Source organism: Ruegeria sp. BG3, from assembly GCF_056538485.1.
Genome location: NZ_JBQFTE010000002.1, coordinates 433,605 through 450,549, shown reverse-complemented (window position 1 = coordinate 450,549; position 16,945 = coordinate 433,605). Strand labels below are relative to the sequence as shown.

15 protein-coding genes are annotated in these 16,945 nt (G+C 60.0%); 2 read left to right on the top strand and 13 right to left on the bottom strand.

Features of this window, described 5'->3' with window-relative positions; all coding sequences use genetic code 11:
- Position 1: 1 nt before the first annotated feature.
- The 6 genes from ACR0AI_RS05860 to ACR0AI_RS05835 are packed head-to-tail and all read right to left on the bottom strand — an operon-like array spanning position 2 to position 5,920.
- Entirely contained in the window at positions 2–388 is a 387-nt protein-coding gene (locus ACR0AI_RS05860) for a Na+/H+ antiporter subunit G (RefSeq protein ID WP_170374220.1), read from the bottom strand.
- Positions 389–395: 7 nt separating this feature from the next.
- On the bottom strand, positions 396–665 hold the full coding sequence (locus ACR0AI_RS05855; RefSeq protein WP_170459173.1) for a K+/H+ antiporter subunit F: 270 nt from the start codon (positions 663–665) through the stop codon (positions 396–398).
- Positions 662–1,159, bottom strand: a complete 498-nt coding sequence (locus ACR0AI_RS05850; RefSeq protein WP_170374373.1) for a Na+/H+ antiporter subunit E — start codon at positions 1,157–1,159, stop codon at positions 662–664. The genes ACR0AI_RS05855 and ACR0AI_RS05850 overlap by 4 nt, the downstream gene beginning before the upstream one ends.
- Positions 1,159–2,694, bottom strand: coding sequence for a monovalent cation/H+ antiporter subunit D (locus ACR0AI_RS05845; protein ID WP_480672316.1), 1,536 nt, complete (start codon positions 2,692–2,694; stop codon positions 1,159–1,161). The genes ACR0AI_RS05850 and ACR0AI_RS05845 overlap by 1 nt, the downstream gene beginning before the upstream one ends.
- A complete protein-coding gene (locus ACR0AI_RS05840) occupies positions 2,691–3,050 on the bottom strand; it encodes a Na+/H+ antiporter subunit C (RefSeq protein WP_170374216.1) in 360 nt (119 codons plus the stop codon). The genes ACR0AI_RS05845 and ACR0AI_RS05840 overlap by 4 nt, the downstream gene beginning before the upstream one ends.
- Complete coding sequence (locus ACR0AI_RS05835; protein WP_480672314.1) at positions 3,050–5,920, bottom strand: monovalent cation/H+ antiporter subunit A; 2,871 nt, start codon at positions 5,918–5,920, stop codon at positions 3,050–3,052. Before ACR0AI_RS05835 ends, ACR0AI_RS05840 begins: the two co-directional genes overlap by 1 nt.
- A gap of 218 nt (positions 5,921–6,138) precedes the next feature.
- On the opposite strand from ACR0AI_RS05835, the gene ACR0AI_RS05830 reads away from it, so the two are divergent.
- Both ACR0AI_RS05830 and ACR0AI_RS05825 read left to right on the top strand, forming a co-directional pair.
- On the top strand, positions 6,139–6,609 hold the full coding sequence (locus ACR0AI_RS05830; RefSeq protein WP_480672312.1) for a rhodanese-like domain-containing protein: 471 nt from the start codon (positions 6,139–6,141) through the stop codon (positions 6,607–6,609).
- Positions 6,609–7,433 (top strand): CE1 family esterase, encoded by an 825-nt coding sequence (locus tag ACR0AI_RS05825; protein WP_480672310.1) that lies wholly within the window; start codon positions 6,609–6,611, stop codon positions 7,431–7,433. The genes ACR0AI_RS05830 and ACR0AI_RS05825 overlap by 1 nt, the downstream gene beginning before the upstream one ends.
- Here the strand turns inward: ACR0AI_RS05825 and mdoH are convergent, their stop codons facing one another.
- The 7 genes from mdoH to ACR0AI_RS05790 all read right to left on the bottom strand — a co-directional run bounded on the left by mdoH (position 7,434) and on the right by ACR0AI_RS05790 (position 16,924).
- Positions 7,434–9,302, bottom strand: coding sequence for a glucans biosynthesis glucosyltransferase MdoH (mdoH, locus tag ACR0AI_RS05820; RefSeq protein WP_480672385.1), 1,869 nt, complete (start codon positions 9,300–9,302; stop codon positions 7,434–7,436).
- Positions 9,299–10,798 carry an OpgD/OpgG family glucan biosynthesis protein gene (locus ACR0AI_RS05815; RefSeq protein WP_480672308.1) on the bottom strand — a complete coding sequence of 500 codons (1,500 nt, stop codon included), beginning with the start codon at positions 10,796–10,798 and terminating at the stop codon, positions 9,299–9,301. The genes mdoH and ACR0AI_RS05815 overlap by 4 nt, the downstream gene beginning before the upstream one ends.
- The gene (locus ACR0AI_RS05810; protein WP_480672306.1) at positions 10,795–12,015 is read right to left on the bottom strand and encodes an OpgC family protein; all 1,221 of its coding nucleotides are present in this window, start codon (positions 12,013–12,015) and stop codon (positions 10,795–10,797) included. The genes ACR0AI_RS05815 and ACR0AI_RS05810 overlap by 4 nt, the downstream gene beginning before the upstream one ends.
- A gap of 28 nt (positions 12,016–12,043) precedes the next feature.
- Positions 12,044–13,414, bottom strand: a complete 1,371-nt coding sequence (locus ACR0AI_RS05805; protein WP_480672304.1) for a tetratricopeptide repeat protein — start codon at positions 13,412–13,414, stop codon at positions 12,044–12,046.
- A 179-nt stretch (positions 13,415–13,593) separates the two neighbouring features.
- Positions 13,594–14,778, bottom strand: coding sequence for a CaiB/BaiF CoA transferase family protein (locus ACR0AI_RS05800; RefSeq protein ID WP_480672302.1), 1,185 nt, complete (start codon positions 14,776–14,778; stop codon positions 13,594–13,596).
- A complete protein-coding gene (locus ACR0AI_RS05795; protein WP_480672300.1) occupies positions 14,765–16,384 on the bottom strand; it encodes a thiamine pyrophosphate-binding protein in 1,620 nt (539 codons plus the stop codon). Before ACR0AI_RS05795 ends, ACR0AI_RS05800 begins: the two co-directional genes overlap by 14 nt.
- Before the next feature lie 81 nt (positions 16,385–16,465).
- On the bottom strand, positions 16,466–16,924 hold the full coding sequence (locus ACR0AI_RS05790) for a DUF302 domain-containing protein (RefSeq protein ID WP_480672298.1): 459 nt from the start codon (positions 16,922–16,924) through the stop codon (positions 16,466–16,468).
- Positions 16,925–16,945 lie beyond the last annotated feature (21 nt).

Genomic DNA, 16,945 nt, shown 5'->3' with positions numbered 1-16,945 from the left:
CTCAGTTCGTGCTGTGGTCAGGGACGTCTTCAACCTGCTCGACCGCGTGGGTGGCCCAAAGCTCATCCTCGCCCGCATCCGGCAGATCCTGCGGCTTTTCATGACGATGAATGTGCCATTTGGCAATGAACAGGGCCGTGATCGGGGCCGTCAGGAACAAAAACAGCGTGATCAGCAGCTCATGCATCGATAGCTTGCCCTCAAGCAACACGGAATGTGCGATCGAGGCCAACAGAACGCCACCGACACCCAGCGTTGTCGCTTTGGTCGGCGCGTGCAGGCGCGACATGGGGTCCTTCAGCTTGATCATTCCAAACGACCCAACGAAGCCGAAGATACCCGACATGATCAGGAAAGCGGCGATCAGCAATTCGACGAGAAATGTCATGTCGCCCTCACTCGATAATGTTGCCGCGCAGCATGAAGCGCGCATAGGCTACGGTTGAAACAAAACCCAGCATGGCGATGATCATGGCAGCCTCGAAGAATATCTCGGTGCCTTGATCCAGCCCGTACAGGATCATAAGCGCGATGGTGTTGATCACCATCGTGTCCAGCGCCAGAACGCGGGTGCCGACACCATCGGCGGTGATGATCCGCCACAGGCACATCATGATTGCGGCTCCGAAGCAGGCGAAGGCGAAGTAGATAGCGTATTCGATCATTCGAAAATCTCCTTCAGGCGGCGTTCGTAGCGCTGTTTGATCTGATCGCGTACGGCCTCAGGGTCAGGTGCATCGAGGCAATGGACCAGAAGGTTGTGCCCTTGCGCCGACAGATCACAGCTGACGGTGCCCGGAGTCATGGTGATTGTCCCGGCCAGTACAGTGATTGCCTCGGGCGTGCGCAGTTCAAGCGGGACGCAGATCCAGTTGGGCTGTCGGGCGTCGTCGCGTTTGAACAGGATGATCCGGGCGACAGTGATATTTGCGATAACGATGTCCCAGAGCACCACCAGGATGTACTCCGCTACCATGGGCCAGTTGCGCAGTTTGGGGCGGTCGGGCCAGTAGGGTTGGGTGACAAAGGGAATGATGATCCCGAGAATCAAACCAAAAACGAGCGAGTTTAACGACCCGTTATTGGCAAGCAGAACCCAGACCAGTGTCAGCAGAAAGCTCAGGTGAGGGTGCGGGAATATGCGGTGTAGCAGCTTGATCATTCTGCCTCTCCCAATACGGCCGAGATGTAGTCTTCGGGTGTGAACAGTTGCTCGGCGGTTTTGCTGGTGTATTCGAGCGCGGGGCCCGCAAACAAGGTCAGCAGGACCAGACCGCCGACCAGACCGAAGACCGCTGTAAATGCCAGACCCGGGTGCGGTTCAGGGGTGGGTTGCGGCTCGGCGTCTTCCTCCTCGGGCTGAGGGTTATGGTCCGCGTCGTGGCTTTTCCAGAAGATCAACGTGCCGGCCCGTGCGAGACCCACGATGGTGACAAAGGACCCGATCAGGATGACCGCCCAGACAGAGGTTGCGTCAGGTGCATCCCGGGCCGCATCCAGAACCAGCAGCTTGCCGATAAAGCCGGACAGCGGAGGCATCCCGGCCATCGCAATCGCCCCCACAAAGAACAGCGCTGAGATCAATCCGGTCTGCGCCATTGGTATTGTGGGCGCGATGGCACCACCGCGGCGTTCCATCACCAGATCGGCTACAAGGAACAACAGGGCCGTCGCAAGCGTCGAGTGGAACACATAGTAGAGCGCGGCTGCACTGGCATCCGGCGTGAACAGCGAAATGGCGATCAGCAGCGTACCCATCGAGGCGATAGCACAAAAGGCGACCATTCGCGCGATATGTTTCGAGCCGAGGATGCCGATAGCTCCGACGGCAAGCGTAACTAACGCGGCAGGTTGCAGCCAATTGCCGACCAGCCCTTGCGTTGCTTCAACCTCGGGGCCGAAGGCCAGAGTGTACATCCGGATAATCGAATACGCCCCAACCTTGGTCATGATCGCGAACAAGGCCGCCACGGGTAGGGGCGCGTTGGCGTAGCTGGCCGGTAGCCAGAAATGCAACGGCAGAACGGCGGCCTTGATACAGAACACCAACAACAGCAACACGGCGCCAACCCGCAGCAGCGCGGTATCCTCAGGCGGTATCTCGGCCACGCGCAGGGCAATGTCGGCCATGTTGAGCGTGCCGGTCACACCATAGAGCGTGCCCAGGGCGAACAGGAACAGGGTCGATCCCAACAGGTTATAGGCCACGTATTGCACGCCAGCCTTCAGCCTGACCGATCCTCCGCCATGGGTCATCAGACCGTACGAGGCGATCAGTAGGACCTCGAAGAACACGAACAGGTTGAAGGCGTCTCCGGTCAGGAAGGCCCCGCACACGCCCATAAGCTGGAAATGAAACAGGGCGTGAAAATGCTTGCCACGCTCGTCCCAACCCGAACCGATGGCGTAGAGCACAATAGGCAGGGCCAGTAGGGCGGTCAGCAGAACCATCATGGCTGAAAGTCGGTCCAACACCATGACGATCCCGAAGGGGGCGGGCCAGTTGCCCAGCTCATAGACCTGAATGTCGCCTCCCGCGGCCTGCGCGGTGATGGTCAGGGCAATGCCTAACAGGCCAACGACCCCCGCGACCGAGAAGATGCGCTGCAGGTCAAGGTGATAGCGCAGGACCATTATGATGAATGGAGCCAGGATCGCAGGAAGAACGATCGGCGCAACGATCCAATGGTTCATGCGTCTTCTCCCGGCGCGTCCACGCTGTCATGCGGGCTCATGTCGATATGGTCATCCTTCGAGGACAGATAGGCCGAGAGCGAGATCATCACGATCACCGCCGTCATCCCGAACGAGATCACGATGGCCGTCAGCACCAGCGCCTGCGGCAGCGGATCGGTATAGGGAACGTCTTCGTATTTGTTCAGAACGGCAGGTGAATTCAGCGCCAGACGTCCGGTTGCGAACAGGAACACATTCACCGCATAGGTGATCAGCGACAGGCCAAGAATGACCGGGAATGTCCGGCGACGCAGGATCAGGAAAATCCCGGCGGCGGTCAGAATACCTACGGCAGAGGCAACGAGCGCTTCCATCAGGCCTGCTCCTTCTCTTGTTCTTCTTCCGGCGGAGCGTCCCGCAGCGGGTTGATATCCATCGGGAATTCCTGCGCCATGCCCGGCTGCCACGCAAAGCGCGACAGGCTATCCAGCGCCAGCATCACCGCGCCCAGAACGGCAAGGAACACTCCGGTGTCGAACAACATGGCAGTGGCCCATTCGAATTCTTCCAGCGGGGGCCAGTTGATGTAGCCAAAATCGCTGGTCAGGAAGGGGCGTTCATTGAACCAGGCACCGAGACCGGTGGCGGCGGCGATCAGCACGCCCCAGCCGATGGTGCCGTGATAGTAGAACCTCTGCCGTTCGATCGCCCAGGTGTAGCCGCTGGCCATGTATTGCATCAGATAGGCGATGGCGACGATCAGGCCGGCGATAAAGCCGCCTCCGGGCTGGTTGTGGCCACGGAAGAAGATGTAGGCACCCACCATCAGGGCAATCGGCATCATCACGCGGGTCACGACGACCATCATCAGCGGATGCGAGTCGCCCGATTGCGGCCAGTGTGGCTTGCGGTTCAGCAGGTAGCCTCGGACATTGCTGCTCAGGACTGCTTCGGTCAAGGCAAAGATGATCAGCGCTGCGATGCCCAGAACGATGATCTCGCCAAAGGTATCAAAGCCCCTGAAATCCACGAGGATGACGTTCACCACGTTGGTGCCGCCACCACCTTTGTACGAGTTGGCAAGGTGGAATTCGGAAATCGTCGGGAAGGCGAAATCACGCAGCATGATCGCATAGACTAGAGCACCTGTCCCAATCCCGGCCACGACCGAGATCGCGGCATCCCGCCAACGCCGCGCGGCGGTACTGTCCCATGGGGTCTCGGTCGGCAGGAAATTCAGCGACAGCAGCAACAGGATCATCGTCACCACCTCGACTGAGATCTGCGTCAGTGCCAGATCCGGAGCCGAGAGGTAGTTGAACGCAACCGAAACGATCAGCCCGACAACACCAATCAGAACCAGCGACAACAGGCGGTTACGGTGGAACCACATGATGCCCAGCGTTGCGCCCACCAGACAGATCCAGCCAACGATCGGAATGATCTGCGCAGGCAGCGGCACGCGGGTTTCAACTCCGATCGTCCCGGTGGAATAGGCGTAGTAGCCAAGGCCGACCGTAAAGGCGACAAAGATGATCGCATACCGGCTGAGGACACCATTGTGCAGCTCATCTGTGATCCATTGGCTGAGCCGCGTAAACGCATTGATAATGGCCTCAAAGATCACTTTGGCCTCAGGCCGGGGCAGGGTGTTCCAAAGCTGCTGCGCGCGTTTGTGTTGCGACAGCAGGAACAGACCGCCCAACGTCGCGACAACGGACATATACAGCGCAGGGGTAAAGCCGTGCCACAGTTTCAGCGAATAATAGGGCAGCTTTTCGCCACCGATCACGGCGCTGGATACGACGGCCACCAGCGGGCCGACGATGGCCGCTGAATAAAGGCCGATCAGCACGACCAGAACGACCATGAAGGCGGGGGCCAGCCAAAGCCCGACCGGAGGGTCATGCGGATGGGCCGGGTAATCCTCGCGCTTTGGTCCAAGGAAGACATGGCTGACAAAGCGGAAGGAGTAGGCCGCCGAGAACAGCGCTGCCAGCAGGGCCAGACCCGGCACCAAATAGTGAGAGTTCAGCCATGTGGTGTGGACGGTCTCCTCCAACATCATCTCTTTCGATAAAAAGCCGTTCAGCGGAGGCAGCCCGGCCATGGACAAAGCTGCGATGGTGCCGATGGTGAAGGTGATCGGCATCAGATGGCGCAGGCCGCCCAGCCGCTTGACATCACGCGTCCCGGTTTCGTGATCCACGATCCCGGCAGTCATGAACAGCGCGGCTTTGAACGTCGCGTGGTTGATGATGTGGAACACGGCGGCCACGGCTGCAAACTTGGTGCCAAAGCCCAGCAGCATGGTGATCAGGCCCAGATGTGACACGGTTGAGAACGCCAGCAGAGCTTTCAAATCGTCCTTGAACAGGGCGATCACGGCCCCCAGCAACATGGTCACCAGCCCGGTGGTTGCGACGATATAGAACCAAGCCTCCGTCCCCGCCAGAACCGGCCACATCCGCGCCATCAGGAACAGCCCGGCCTTCACCATGGTGGCCGAGTGCAGATAGGCGGAAACCGGCGTCGGGGCGGCCATAGCGTGAGGCAGCCAGAAATGGAACGGGAACTGCGCCGATTTGGTAAAACAGCCCAGCAGGATCAGGATCAGCGCGGGCAGATAGTATGGCGAGGCCTGGATCAGCTCTTTGTTCTGCAAAATCACGCTGAGGTCATAGGACCCGACGATATTCCCCAAAATCAGCATCCCGGCAATCATCGCCAAGCCACCGCCTCCGGTGACAGCAAGTGCCATGCGGGCGCCTTGTCGGCCTTCGGGCAGGTGTTTCCAATAGCCGATCAGCAGGAATGAGCTAAGCGATGTTAGCTCCCAGAAAATTAGCAAAAGCAGGATGTTATCAGACAGAACAATCCCAACCATCGCGCCCTGGAACAGCAACAGATAGGTGTAGAACTGCCCCATCGGGTCCTCTCGCGACAGGTAGAATCGCGCATAAAGGATGATCAGCAGGCCAATGCCGAGGATTAGCAGGGCAAACAGAAAACCCAGCCCGTCCAGCATGAAATTCGCGTTCAGCCCCAGCCCCGGTATCCAGTCAAACCGCGCTGTCACGACATCGCCGCGCATCACGCTGGGGATATGGATCAGCAACCCCATCAGGGCGAGGAAAGTGGTCAACCCTGCGGCCGAAGCGGCTGCATTTCGTCCCGCCCGTATCAGGAGGGCTGGGAAAACAGCTCCGAGGAAGGGAAGGGCCGCGATGAGGAATAGGGACAAGTGCGATACTCCGGTCTGGGCGGTCAATATGACAGATTTTGTAGGATAATTTAATGATTGTCCAAAAATTGCAAGGTTTTGACAGATGTTAAAAGGTGTATATCGAACCTATCTTTCTGCGTGATAATGACGCGAACTTGATCCTGCTGCCGGAATTCCCCGGCGCGCGATTGCAACCCTTGTGATAGAACCAAGCCATGAGTGCAGGAGAACGCCATATGGCAGACGGGAAAAGCCGAACGCGACGGTGGGTTTTGATGGGCGGGGCAGGCGCAATTGCCGCAGGATTTGCCATTCGTGAGTACAGCCTGATCCCGCAGGATTATGCGGGTGGTCAGCTGGAGGTGACGCAGGCGCATCAGAAGGCTGTCGCCGGAGATGTGTTGCTGGTGGACATCCGCACACCTCGGGAATGGAAGGCCACAGGCGTCGGACAGGGGGCGAAGCCGCTGGATATGCGGCGCGAGGATTTCATTCCGGCATTGGTGCAAATGGCAGGTGGAGACATGTCCGCCCCTGTGGCGTTGATCTGTGCGCGCGGGGTCCGTTCGGCACGGTTGAGCAATCAACTGACCGCAGCCGGGTTTGCCAATATTATTGACGTGCCTGAGGGTATGTTGGGTTCGGCCGCCGGGCCGGGCTGGGTGCGGGCCGGTCTACCGGTTGAGACCTTTGTTGAGGGGGCGTGATGAAACACAAATACTGGCTATCTTTCTGTCTGACCGCAGCGGCGCAACCGGCCTTTGCCGATTGTGGCCCGGATGAAGGCACCTGCGAGATCGCCTCGGGCGCGTATCACATCGAGCTGCCCGAAGCTGACAACCCGCCTCTGGTCGTGTTTCTGCATGGTTACGGAGGCAGCGGCTCAGGAACCATGAACAATCGCAGCATGGTCGAGCCTCTGCTGGCGCGCGGCTATGCGGTGATGGCGCCGGAGGGGTTAGAGCGGCCAGACCGGGGCGGCATTCAAAGCTGGAACTTCTATCCCGGCTTTGGTGAGCGTGACGAAACGGCCTTTCTTAGCGAAGCGGTGGATGACGCTGCGGAACGGTTTGGAATTGACGGCGAACGCGTTGTTCTAGGAGGGTTTTCCGCCGGCGGTTTCATGGTGAATTACCTCGCCTGCGACGCGCCCGAGACCTTCTCGGCCTATGTTCCCGTTTCAGGAGGTTTCTGGCGTCCGCACCCGGAATCCTGCGCTGGGCCGATCCGAATGTTTCACACCCATGGCTGGATCGACAATGTCGTCCCGCTCGAAGGGCGTTTGCTGGGCGGTGGCCGTTTCCATCAAGGTGATATCTTTGCCGGTCTTGAGATCTGGCGCGAGGCAAATGGCTGTGTTGATACCAAGCCCAGCGGGTTTTCGACCACGGGCCAGTTCATGCGGCGCAACTGGATGGGATGTGCCGAGGGCAGCGCTCTGGAGTTCGCGCTGTTCCCCGGCGGTCATACGGTGCCCACCGGGTGGGCGGACATGATGCTGGATTGGTACGAAGGATTGCCCGGCGGTTGATTATTCCGCCGGGGTCATGCTGCCCTTGCCCTCGATCAGGCGCTTCAACTCATTTCGGTGACGACGGGCCGAGCGGGTGATGGCGGGCTCGGCAAAATCCTCACGCATACCGACCATACGGCGGGCGGTTCCGGCGGATACACCGCTGAGCGCCGACAGCGGGATCGCCAGTGCAAGGCTGATCGCAATCGGGGCCAGCCAGACCGAGACCAGCCCGGCCAGAATTCCAACGCTAAGTGCTATGCCACTGAAGGTTTCCAGCGCGTGGCACAAGACCAGTGTCCGCAAGGAATAGCTGCCACCGTCGCGCGCCTGCGGGGACCAGCCTTTCTGGATGCCCAATGCGGTGCGGAACACGGCGATCATCTGCTGCACCATAAGGATCGGCGCGTAGAGGATCGACAGGATGACCTCGAACAGGAACGAGGTGAAGAACCGCCGCCAGCCGCCGAAATCGGAATAGCGCACTCCGCTGAGGGGGAGGGCGGCCACACCCAGCACTTTGGGGGCTAGTAGCATCGCATACATTACGAGAATGATCAGCACATGGCGTGTCTCAGACATCTCCGGCCATTGTGGGAACAGGGGGTTGTCGGGGCTGAAATAATGCAGGACCGAGGCGTCCTCTCCCTGACCAATCAGTGCCCACATCAGAAGCAGGGCGAACCACAGCGGCGACATCAGATAGCCGACCGCCCCATGGAACATATGAAACCGCGAAACGGACCGAAACCCGCGCGAGCCCAGCAGTTTCAGATGCTGAAGGTTCCCCTGACACCAGCGGCGGTCCCGCATGGCGTGGTCGATAAGGGTGGGTGGTGTTTCTTCGTAAGAACCGCGGATACGGGGCAGAAACCGCACGGCCCACCCCGCACGGCGCAGCAGACCGGCCTCGACAAAGTCGTGGCTCATGATCAGCTTTTCCTGCCCGTTTAACGCGCGCAGCTTGGGCAGTCCGGCACAGGTGGCAAAGGCCTTGGTGCGGATGATGGCGTTGTGGCCCCAATAATTGCCCTCTTGCCCACACCAGCGGGCCAGACCTTCGGCGAAGGCGATGCCGTAGACGCCATTGGCGAATTGCTGCATCCGGGCAAAGACCGACTGAGCACCAATGAGTTGAGGGTAGCTTTGAATCAAGCCCGCGCCGGGATCACGCGCCAGAGAATCCGTCAGCCGGGCAATCGCGCGGCCCGTCATCAGACTGTCGGCATCAAGCACCAACATCGCGTCCCAATCCGCGCCCCAGCGGTTGACCCAATCGGCGATATTGCCAACTTTGCGGTCGGTATTCTGTTCGCGACGGCGGTAGTAGAGCTTCAGGTCGGGGGCCAGCGTCGTGCGTAGCGCCTCGATACTGGCTTGTTCTTGCGCGGCAATGTCCGGGTCGCGGGTGTCCGAAAGGATGAACATTGCGTATTCATGCTGTCCACCTCGGGCGCGCAGTTCTTCCAGCATGGTGCGGGCATTGCCCAGCACGAACCACGGCACCTCGTTGTAGGTCGGCATCAGCAGGGCAACCCGCAGCGGTTGCGCGCGCTCTTGCCGGACGGGGCGCTCTTGCCGGGACAGAGAGATCATGCCCAGCAGCACGGTGCAGACCGTGAAGGAGATCCAGAAGAAGTTGAACGAGATCAGCGCCAGCAGGATGGCCTCGACAAGGTTGATGCCTTCAGATCCGAACCAGTCGCTCATGACCCATAGCAAACCCAGTGTGGCTGCCATTGCGGGCGAAAACGCCAGCGCACGCCAGAACCCGGCCGATGGGCGGGTACCCGCAGGGACCTGCGCATCGCGGAACCCACTGCGGAAGTCCTGCGCGGGCATTGCAAGCGGTGCCTCGGGTGGCATGATATGCAGGTCGCGGCTCATGCGGTCCAACGGTACAGCCATACTTCGGAGGCGGGTTGCTTTCCGACCAGCAATTGCGCGCGAAGCTCCACATGGTCTCGTTCGCCCGGCTGGAACGAGAACGCCAGACGCACACCGCCGGTATCGGGGTTGCGCTGCAACACACCGTCCGAGGTTTCCGCATGAGGCGAATTCGCGAAAATGCTGACCGCCTCCAGATCGTCGAACAGAGGGCTGGGCTCAAAATCGATTACGGCCAGACGGCCTTCGCCAAAGGTGTTTTCACCCATCGCCGTGTTGATGACCCGCGGCATCGGCGTGCGCTGTGGTTCCTCACCCCAGATTAGGCGGTAGCTCAGGTCTACCTGGCTGCCTGCGGCATAGGGCTCGGCGGGCCGCCAGTAGGCGACGATATTGTCATAGATCTCCTGATCGGCGGGGATCTCGACTAGCGTCACCGTGCCCTTGCCCCAATCGGAGCCGGGCTCGACCCACAGGCTGGGACGCTTATGATAGTTCGCCTCAAGATCCGCGTAGTCCGAGAATTCGCGCTTGCGTTGCATCAAGCCAAAGCCCTGAGGGTTCATGTCCACGAAAGACGAGATTTGCAAACGGGTCGGGTTCGCCAAGGGACGCCAGATCACCTCACCCGCGCCGTTGCGGATCAGCAGCCCGTCGCTGTCATGGACGGCAGGTCGGAAATCGTCGAACCGGCTGTGATTGGTCTGATCGAACAGGAACATTGAGGTGCCGGGCGCGATACCCACATGCGGCAGCTCTTCGCGGGGGAAGAGGGTGGCCTCGATATCCATAGTGCAATCTGCACCGGCGGTGACGTTAAAGCGGTATGCACCGGTTACGCTTGGGCTGTCCATCAGGGCGTGGACAACCATGTTGCGCTGGCCGGGTTCGGGTCGTTCCAGCCAGAATCGGATGAACTCGGGGAATTCCTCGCCATCCGGGTCGCCGGTTTTCAGGGCCAGACCGCGCGCGGATAGGCCGTAGACTTCGTGCAGACCAATCGCGCGGAAATAGCTGGCCCCCTGCCAGACGCAGAATTCATCGGTCTTGCCGGGGCGGTGCATTTCCGTGCGCAGGCGCAGGCCCGAGAAGCCAAGCGTTTCGTCGATTGGAAGGGTCGGGACCTCTTCGGCCTTGTCGAACATCTCAAGGTCGAAAGCGACCGGCTTTGTCATCCCGTTCTCGACGGTCGAGACCTTGACGGTGCGTGGGAAATACAGGCCGGGGGTGAAAAAATCGACTTTGAAAGGGGTCTCGGTCTCGTACCAAAGCGCGCGGTCCAGCCGGAACCGGATCGAGCGGTATTGCGTGTAGGTCAGGTCCTGCCATTCCTGCGGCACCATCTCGCGCTCGGCAAAGGGGCGGCTGGCCAGTTCTCGGGCCAGTTCAACCACGTCGTTGCGGTCGAACGGAACCTCTGACCCCGAGGCAAAGGTGGCCGGCGCCAGAAACAGCGCAGAGGTCGAGGCCAGAAATGCGCGGCGAGTCAGATTCATTTCTTTGATTTCCATGGCTGAGATTTGAACCAGGCGGCCAGATAGGCCACCCCGATGATCATGGCAAAGCCAATCATGTTGGCGACAAAGACACTGGCAACATCCCGCTCGGTCTGATCCAGCGCGACCCCGATCAGGCGGGCTGCGGCCATCGAGAAGACAAAGACCGCCAGCGATTGCTGCCCGACTTTAGTGATCAGTTTCAGAACCACCTGCCAGATGCGCGCGCCCAGAGAGTGCCCGGTGGCGATCAGACGGTGACCATGCTCACCTGCAACGACCCAGCCCAGATAGGCCAGCGACAGGAAGTGGATGTAGCGGAACAGGCCGAACTCGGTCTTACCACGCAGTTCTTTGGTCAGAGGCCAAATCTCGCGGATTTGCTCGGCCAGACCGGGGGCCGCGGATTGAACCCACAGGAAAACCTTCCACGATCCAAAGGGCGCGGACAAAACCAGAAAGGCAATGGCCGCCCAGATCAGCGTTTTTGAGACCGGAGGGGCCGGAATCCAACCGCGCATGAAGGCGAAGCCGGTGAAGAACAGCAACTGCCAGCCGAACGGGTTGAAGAACCATTGACGGTCCGACCAAGGCTCAGCCGGAAGGGCCAGCGCGCCGGTCTGTGCCACAAGCCAGATCGCGACCGACACAGCCGCCATCAGCCAAAAGCTGACGCGGTAGAGGGCCATGTAGAGCGGCATCATCGCCAGAACGACCAGATACATCGGCAGGATGTCGAAGTAATTGGGCACATAGGTCAGGGTGAAAATCCCAACCATTTGCGGCAGCGGGTCATTGAAGAAATGCTGCAGGTTCAGCGATGAGACATAGCTTTTTTCAAAAAGGCCAGAGTTGTCCAGCGCGGCCATGCTCATGGCGACAAAGAAGAACAGGCAGATATGCGCCCAGTAGACCTGCCAGATGCGGAACGCAACGCGGGCCGTGCCCATCCACCAGCCTTTGCGCAGGAACGCGCCGCCGAATGCGATGGCCGACGCCATGCCCGAGCAGAACACGAAGATCTCGGTCGCGTCCGAGAACCCGAAACGGGCCGGGATCCATTTGGCCCATGGGTCGTTCGGGATATGGGCGATCAGGATGATGAACATCGCGATGCCGCGATAGAAATCCAGTCGCGGGTCGCGCACACGGGCAGCGGGCGCTGCGGCCGGGGCCGCAACAGGCGCAAAATCAGAAGCGGGCGAAACAGTCGCCATACGTTTTCTGTCCTTCTTGGTCTTTTTGTTATTCAGCCGGAACGCTTTGTGCGTCGCCGTTGTCGCGGGCCGCGCCGATCAGGGCGCGGCGCGCGAGTGCGTAATTGTCCTCGCCTCCGGCGCGTTTGGCGCGGCGGTCATCCAGAATGCGCTCGACCGCATCCAGACGCCCCGCGCGCAGGCCGGAATCAATTGTGATGCGCTCGAATACATCACGTTGGGCGTGACTGCCACCGGCCAACTGCATGCCAGCGCGGGCGGTCGACAGGAAATCAAACGCCGCGCCGTACAGCCCATCACCAAAGGCCTCTAGCCCTTTGGCAGCGGCAATGCCGGGGTCAGACATGCGGATCGGCGTGTCACCTTGATTGCGCTGGGCGTCTTTCTGGATGCGCTGCAGCATCTTGCCCGTCGCGTCCGAGCGGTTGTCGCCGGTCAGAGCCAGCAGATAATGCAGGTCGGCGAAAATCAGGCAGCCATCTTCGGTGCGGGCGGCGCTGAGATCGGCCAGCTCCTCCCACCGGTCGCCAACATCAATGCCTTCAAGCTCCATCCGGGACAGCAGCGAGGTTGCGTTGGAGATATCGCGATAATCGTCGGTCTTGTCTTTGCGGATATGCTGGTCATAGAGGTCAATGACCTGATCGACCTGACCCAGATCCAGATGCATCAGCGCCTTGTGCCACCAGACGTGATAGCGGAAGTTGTTGCAATGGGCCCAGGCATCCTCACGCCCCGCCAGCCAATCCAGACCCAGCTGCGCATTGCCCGTCATCTCGTGAACATGGGCGACCGCGTGCAGACCCCAGGCATCGTCGGAAACCATCCACAGGGCCTGACGACCGGCAATCTCGGCCTTTTCGTAGGAACCGGTCTCTTCTAGTGCGAAGGAATGACAGCCCAGCAGATAGCCACGGCCCGCATGATCCGGCTCATAAGCGGGCATGACGCGTTCGATCGAACGCCGCATGCCCTCTGCATCGCCAAGCACAAACCGGGTCGCATGGCTGAGCTTCATCGCCAGCGAATCCGTCGGATGGGCGCGCAGCACCTCTTCGAATTTCTGCACGGCCTGCGAGGGCAGGTCCGCCACATAAAGGGACAGGGCCTCAACAAATAGCTGCTCGCGCGTAGAGACGGGCTGACGTTTCATCGCTTCTGTGGCGGCGCTCAGCGCGTCGACGGCGACGGGTAGCATCTCGCGTCGGCCCAGAAGAACCATGAACAGGCCCTTGACCGCGTGGCCCAGAGCAAAGTCGGGCTCAAGCTCCAACACTTTTCCCAAATGCTGAGGAGTAATCGCCGCATGCGCCATGAACCCAAGCAGAACACCGTCCCATGCCTCGACGGCCGCCGGGTGGGTCAGAGTGTTCATCTGTCCAAAAACGTCTTGTTTCATACTTGGGTCCAATCTGGTTGCGGTATTTGACACTGTTCGATTTACCAGAGTCTGCGACGGCCTCGTAACAGTATCGACCCTGCTCTCGAATTGGTGAAATCGCGTGTGTGAAAAAAGTGAAAAAAACCGCCGATTCAAGGGCATGTTTCAGCAAGTTGCCGCCGAAACATGCAAGTGTTTCAATCTTCGAACGGGTTTTCAGCGCTTAAAATATCATCAGTATCGGCCCCGAAGACCGGCGGCGCATGCCGATATGTTACAGGCGTGAGCGACAGGTTCAGCGGATTGCCGATCAAATTCACCTCTCCCGGTTGGGCTTGCATGGCGATCTTCATCTGCCGCGCGGCGACCTGATCGGTGTCAAACACCTGATCCAGCGTTTGCACCGGGCCGACGGGCACTTTGCGGGCCTCAAGCTCGGAAATCACAGTCGTCGTCGGATGCTGTTTCATCGCCGGGCGCAGGATCGCGTTCAATTCGTCACGGTGCTCCAGCCGGGCTGGGTTGGTTGCAAACCGGTTGTCGTCGGCAAGATCGGCGTGGCCGATGAATGCGCAGAACCTGCGGAACTGGTTGTCATTTCCAACGGCCAAAATCACGTGGCCATCTGCTGTCTCATACACCTCATACGGGACTATATTCGGATGTCCGTTGCCGCGTCGCTGAGGGACCTGGCCCGAGGTCAGGTAGTTTGTGCCCTCATTGATCAACCATGAGATCTGGGCATCCACCAACGCAAGGTCGATCTGTTGCCCTTCACCAGTTAGGTCGCGGTGGCGCAGCGCGGCCAAAATGCCGACGGTTGCGTACATGCCGCACATCACATCGGCGATGCCCACGCCCACCTTCATTGGCGCGCCCTCGGGGTCGCCTGTCAGGGACATGATCCCACCATACCCTTGCGCCATCAGGTCATAACCAGGTTTGCTGGAGTTGGGGCCTGTCTGCCCGTAGCCGGAAATCGAGCAATAGACGAGGCCGGGAAGATCCTGCGACAAGCTGTTGTAATCCAGCCCGTAATTCGCCAGCCCGCCGGGTTTGAAATTCTCGATCAGGATATCAGCATGCGAGGCCAGCCGCTTGATCTCGGCTTGTCCTTCAGGCGTTGCAATGTCGATGGCAACGGATTTCTTGTTCCGGTTGGCCGACATGAAATACGCGCTCAGGTCGGAACGGTTGCCCGCTTCATCCTCAACATACGGCGGGCCCCATTGCCGCGTATCATCGCCTCCGGTCGAGGGGTTTTCGATCTTGATGACGCTTGCGCCCAGATCGCCCAGAAGTTGGGTGCAGGTCGGTCCGGCCAGAATGCGCGACAGGTCCAGAACCTTTACGCCTTTGAGCGGCCCATTAGATTCGGCCATCATATCCTCCACGCTCGATCTCGGCAGCGATGACGGTGAAGCGGTCGGCTTTGACCGCCTCATCAAGTGCTGCACGCAGTTCTGCGCGGTTGCGGACCGTGTGTCCATAGCCTCCGAACGCGCGGCCTAGGGCGGCAAAGTCATGGCGGTCAAAATCGACCCCGTTGTTACCCATCTGCCGTTGGCGTTGTTTCAACTCGATCAGGGCGAGGGAGGCGTCGACAAAGACGAGAAAGATCGGGTTGCCGCCCATTTCGGCGGCGGTCGACAACTCTCCGGCTACCATCAGGAACCCGGCATCGCCCGAAAAGCTGATCACCGGTCGGTTCGGTTCTGCCAGTTTCAGCCCGATCGCCATTGGAACAGCGCAGCCCATGGTGCAAAGGGCTGAGGACTGGATCAGCCCGCGTGGCTCCGAACACTCCCACATCTGGCTGAGGAGAATGCGGTGCGCGCCGCTATCCGCGGTTGCCAAAGTATTCGCGGGTAGGGCGGCACGGGTTTCGGCGATCACGCCAGCTGGCCCCCAATCGTCATTCTGTGGGAAGGCTTCCGCCAAAGCGGCTTTGACCTTCGCAGGCTCTCGGGCAGGCCATGTGGCGCGGGCGGGGTTGCCTTTGGCAATGGCTTCAAGGGTCTGGCCAGTATCGGCCACAAGGTTCAGACCGGCCTGATGCATGTAGTGATCATTGACCACGGCCGAGATATCGATGACGCGCGTTTCTTCGGGATCCCAGATCTCACGCCAGCCGGGGCGCATTTCGATGGGGTCATAGCCTAGGCACAGAACCAGATCGGCCTGTTCCACCAGCGGGACAAGGTGTTTGTCGGCCAGAGGGGACAACCCGGCACCGCCCAGACACAAGGGATGATCTTCGGGCACTACGCCTTTTGCTTTGTAGGTCGTGACGAAGGGGATGCTGAAATGCTCCAGAAACGCCTGAACCACGCTGCGTGAATCGTCATAGAGGACGTCCAGCCCGATGATCGCAATCGGACGCTCGGCTTCGGCCACCCAGCGACGGGCCTTGGACAGGCAATCGCCTTCGGGCGCCACGGCGGCAACCTTGGCCAGACGGCGGCGTTTCGTCGATGAGACGTGGGTATCCGCGACCGAGATCGGCACGTCGATGTGCACCGGGCCGGGGCGGGGCTGGTTTGCAAGCGACACCGCCTTGTCGGCGATGATATCCGCGCCCTCAGCGGTGAGGGTAAAGGTCCCTTTGGTGATCGAGCGATAAACCTGGCTGTGGTCCATGACCTGATGCGTGTAGGTCAGCGCCTCATCCGCGTCGACGCAGCCAGTCAGCACGATCATCGGGACCCGGTCTTGCAGCGCGTTGGCTACTACGTTGATCCCGTTCATCGCGCCGGGGCCAAGGGTTGCAACCAGTATCGCGGGCGCGCCGTCGCGGTGATGGACGGCTTCGGCCATGAACCCGGCTGCGTTCTCGTGCTTGGTCAAATGAAAGGTGATGCCGGCCCGTTCGAGGGCATCCACCAGCGTCAGAACCTCGCCGCCTGGCATGCCGAACGCATGGCGGCACCCTGCCTCATACAATCGTTGAGCCAGTAGATCCGCCGCGCGGGGAGAGAGGTCCTGCATCAGTCATGCTCCGAGAAAAAGATATGTGACAGCAAATGTCTGACACACCAGCAAGAGGCAAGCGGGTTCACATCAGTGTGACTATTTGACGGCTGTTTTCGCGATGGATTGAAACTTTTGGTCCAGTTCTGCGGCAATATCGGACAGGGCCTGCCCGCCCTGATCCGCGTAAGGCGCAAACACAAAGCTGGGGGTTTTGTAGGACAAGCGCGCGCTGCCGTCGTCATTTTCGGTGACATAGAGGCGAATCGGCGCCTCGATCATCGCCGCGGTCGAGGTTTCCAGCACCCGCACCGCATAGTCGTTGTTGAACACGCCGATCACGCGATTGCCCGGAATGTTGATCCCTCGGGCCGCCGCCGCTTTGGTCGGCCCGGCCTGAGTGACAACGATCAACCCGTGTTCCTTGACGGCAGCCTTGGTGTCGGCCACCAGCGCGTCATAGGTTTTCCCTGTGTCATGAACGGCCCATCCCGGCAGGGCCTGATCCGCCAGAGCAGGCGAGGCCAGCAAATAGACAGCAGCGCAGATTGCTCTCATCAAAGGGTCTCCGTCTTGTTG